The sequence below is a fragment of the Photobacterium sp. OFAV2-7 genome, from assembly GCF_022347985.1.
In the GTDB taxonomy this organism is placed as follows: domain Bacteria; phylum Pseudomonadota; class Gammaproteobacteria; order Enterobacterales; family Vibrionaceae; genus Photobacterium.
This window is the reverse complement of sequence record NZ_JAKRFQ010000658.1, coordinates 1-3,084: the sequence shown is the minus strand read 5'-3', so window position 1 is coordinate 3,084 and position 3,084 is coordinate 1. Positions and strand designations below refer to the sequence as shown.

Genomic DNA, 3,084 nt, shown 5'->3' with positions numbered 1-3,084 from the left:
GTACGCTATACCTTCGGGCAGAATAATAACCACCAGTTATTTGTAGGAACGTCCCGTAGTGACATTATTACTGGCGTATTCGCCTTAGAAGTTGGTTATAAAATTGAAGTGCAACCAGAATCAACATTGGCGTTTTCAGTCTTACCGACAATCATCAATGGTGAAACCTGGGCAGATCCCTTTATTACAGACAAAGCCAGAAAAGAGACGGATGTAAAAGGTAATGTATACCGAATAAATTATGAGAACATCTTACACACAGGCTTGTCTGCTGATATTGCCTATTATGATAAAGAGATAGATAACGAGGAATCCGGAAAAGAGCTTTTCGGCTCGGCTAATAGCTCACTTAATCGCAATGGCCATGGCTATTATTCAAAGCTCTCCATGCCACTCTACTATGATGGTACAACATTGCTTACACCGGCCTTTTTATACCAACACTTTTCAGCTGACGGTAAAGCAATATCTCATGATAAGTATGGTCTTAACCTGACATATGTCCGATTTATTGGCAGGCATAGCTTCGCATTATCCGGTGATGCAACGATTACTTCTTTCAACGAGTTACACCCTGTTTTTAATAAAGAACAGGAAGATAAAGGCTATAGTGTCAGCGTGTCCTACGAGTACGATAAGTTCCTAAACATGAATGACTGGAGTTTTAATATTGTACTAGGCTATGACCGAACGGCATCTAACATCGACTTTTATGAAGAGACTCAATACTACTCAACATTAGGTGTCAGCTACCATTTTTAAGCCAAACTGACTGTATCTTACCTAATGATTAATAATAGTAAGGGAGAGGCTCTCTCCCTATTCTGTTTGGTATTCAGGCAACCTTATATACCCAAGCTACTGATTTACGGCCTGATTTATTACTTCCATACTACAACAGCAATTTCGACCACGGCGTTTTGCTTCATACAAGGCATCATCTGCCGCCTCCAGCAATTTTCGTGATGAAAATGCCAGATCAGGAACGACGGTAGAAACACCGACACTAATAGTAAGGTGCTGATGGGACAAAGATGAACTATGCGGAATATCCAATTCATCGATACTGGCCCTGATCCGCTGTGCCGCCAGCATGGCACCTTCATTGTCAGTTTCCGGAAGGATGATGGCAAACTCTTCCCCGCCAATGCGAGCTATTTTATCCATCTCACGCAGTGGCACACTTGCCAGCGTACGAGCAACCTCCCTGAGGCAATCGTCTCCGGCCTGATGCCCGTACGTGTCGTTATAGGCCTTGAAATGGTCGATATCCAATATAATAAATGAAAGCGGCTGCTGTGAACGTATCCCCCGCTTCCACTCCTCGTTTAGCACTTCATCAAAGCGCCTGCGGTTTAACAAACCGGTCAAGCCATCAGTGGTAGAAAGCAACAAAAGCTGCTCGTTGGTTTCTTCTAGTTGCTGCTGAAGCTCTTCAAGTTCGACAAGCTTGCGGTCAAACTCCTGGGTTTTTTCGCGTAACGCTTCTTTTTGCTCATAAAGTTCGATAAAGACACCGACTTTACTCTGAAACATCACAGGAATTAAGGGTTTAAGCAAATAGTCAACAGCGCCTGACTCATAGCCTCTGAAGATATGCGAAGGGGCTTTCGAGGCTGCGGTAACAAAAATTATCGGGATATGTTTGTTTTTTTTATTTCCACGCATTAGTTCGGCAACTTCATAGCCATCCATTCCCGGCATCTGGACATCAAGCAAAATCAATGCAAAGTCATGATCCAAAGTATGTGCTAAGGCTTCTTCGCCTGAGTTAGCTTTTATCAGCTCGATATTAAAAGGGTCAAGCAAGCCTTCCAGGGCCAGCAGGTTTTCTGGTCTATCATCAACAATCAGTATCTTGGGAATAGCCATAATCAGTCAGTGGTACAAAGTGAATTTAAAAAACAGCCTATCTCGTTCAAGGGAAGGATGTAATCAACGTCTGCGGCCTCAATAGCCGCCCTTGGCATAGCTTCAGCCTCTGCGGTCTCAGGAGACTGAACCACAGCCAGCCCTCCAAACTGCTTAATTCGTGCCATTCCGGCAGCACCATCTGAGTTTGCACCGGTTAATACCACCCCGACTAACTCATCTAAATAAGCATCCGCTGCTGTTTCAAACAATACATCAATGGAAGGGCGGGAAAAGTTCACCCGCTCCTCAGTCGAAAGTGCTATTGCTTGGTTGTATTCAACAAGCAAATGATAATTGGGGGGGGCGAAGTAAATCACCCCTCCCTCTATCTGCTCTTTGTCTTCCGCTTCTTTAACTTCCAGCAAACATCGTTGGCTGAAGTGAATGGGAAGATAATTTTCTGATGTCGGGCTGACATGCTGAACAACCAAGACCGGAAGCGAAAATGTGCGGTCAAGAGCAGGCAGTATTTTATCTAGCGCAGCCAAGCCACCAGCTGAAACGCCAATCACTACTGCTCGATAATGCCTGCTCGTGCTCATTTCATCATTCCCTAAAATGTGCGTTTTTTACGGTATATTTTTTCGCGTTCACATACCACTTCAAACTTATCTACGACATCAGAAAACCTGATACTTTCCTTAGAACCCAGACACAGAAAACCGCCAGGACACAAACTATCACAGAACAACTGTAACACCCTGTTCTGCAACTCCCTATTGAAATAGATCAAGACGTTACGGCAAAAGATAATGTTCATTTCGCCGAACACACCGTCAGTTACTAGGTTATGAGGAGAAAAGAGAACTTTATCTTTGAGCGAGCTGTTTATCGCCACGTTATCATAATCGGCGGTGTAATAATCCGAGAAGGAGCCTGTGCCACCCGCTTTCTGATAATTGGCCGTATACTCGCGCACAAGATCCATCGGGTAAATCCCCTGCTTCGCCTTTTCAAGGATCCGCTCATTAAAATCGGTCGCGTAGATCTGAACACGATCCTTAACGCCCTCCTCCTCAAGCAAGATCCCCATCGAATACACTTCCTGCCCAGACGAACAACCGGCATGCCACACTTTGATAAATGGGTAAGTCTTCAGGTGTGGAATCACCGTATCGCGTACTTTCTGGTAGAACCAGGGATCCCTGAACATTTCCGTGACATTGATAG

4 protein-coding genes are annotated in these 3,084 nt (G+C 44.6%); 1 reads left to right on the top strand and 3 read right to left on the bottom strand.

What is annotated here, in order from left to right:
* The coding region (locus MHN01_RS22560; RefSeq protein WP_239413581.1) for a DUF2860 family protein at window positions 1-762 on the top strand (762 nt) is incomplete at its 5' end.
* 96 nt (window positions 763-858) lie between these two features.
* Here MHN01_RS22560 and MHN01_RS22555 read toward each other — a convergent pair.
* From MHN01_RS22555 to MHN01_RS22545, 3 genes are all read right to left on the bottom strand, one after another.
* A complete protein-coding gene (locus MHN01_RS22555; RefSeq protein WP_239413579.1) occupies window positions 859-1,872 on the bottom strand; it encodes a diguanylate cyclase domain-containing protein in 1,014 nt (337 codons plus the stop codon).
* 2 nt (window positions 1,873-1,874) lie between these two features.
* Complete coding sequence (locus tag MHN01_RS22550) at window positions 1,875-2,456, bottom strand: chemotaxis protein CheB (protein ID WP_075761932.1); 582 nt, start codon at window positions 2,454-2,456, stop codon at window positions 1,875-1,877.
* Between the two features lie 11 nt (window positions 2,457-2,467).
* Window positions 2,468-3,084: protein-glutamate O-methyltransferase CheR (locus tag MHN01_RS22545; RefSeq protein ID WP_239413577.1), on the bottom strand; the 617-nt coding region annotated here is incomplete at its 5' end.